At 69.2% G+C, this 364-nt stretch carries 1 protein-coding gene; it reads left to right on the top strand.

Annotated features, from left to right (window positions below):
* A partial coding sequence (locus R1101_RS29145; RefSeq protein ID WP_016935882.1) for a ComEC/Rec2 family competence protein occupies positions 1–364 on the top strand: 364 nt, incomplete at both ends.

The following is a 364-nucleotide window of genomic DNA, read 5'->3' on the forward strand; positions in this document are numbered from 1 at the left end:
TGACGGCCGTATCGGGCGCCAATGTCGGAGTCGTGCTCGGAGCGGTGCTGCTGCTCGTGCGCGCGGTGGGACTCGGTCCGCGTTCCGGGACCGTTCTCGCCGCAACGGCTCTCGTCGCGTTCGTCGTCGTGGTCCGTCCGTCGGCGAGCGTGGTGCGTGCTGCGGCGATGGGATCGATCGGTCTGCTGGCATTCGTGACGGGCCGTGAGCGACAGGCACTTCCCGCCCTGTGTGCGGCGGTCGGCGTGTTGCTCGTGCTGATGCCGGATCTCGCCGTCGATGTCGGGTTCGCGTTGTCGGTGTCCGCTACGGCAGCGCTGATCGTCGCCGCACCGCCCGTGGTGACTCGACTCACGGATAGCGG

This window comes from Rhodococcus sp. R1101 (genome assembly GCF_000278445.1).
Classification (GTDB): Bacteria; Actinomycetota; Actinomycetes; order Mycobacteriales; family Mycobacteriaceae; genus Rhodococcus; species Rhodococcus gordoniae.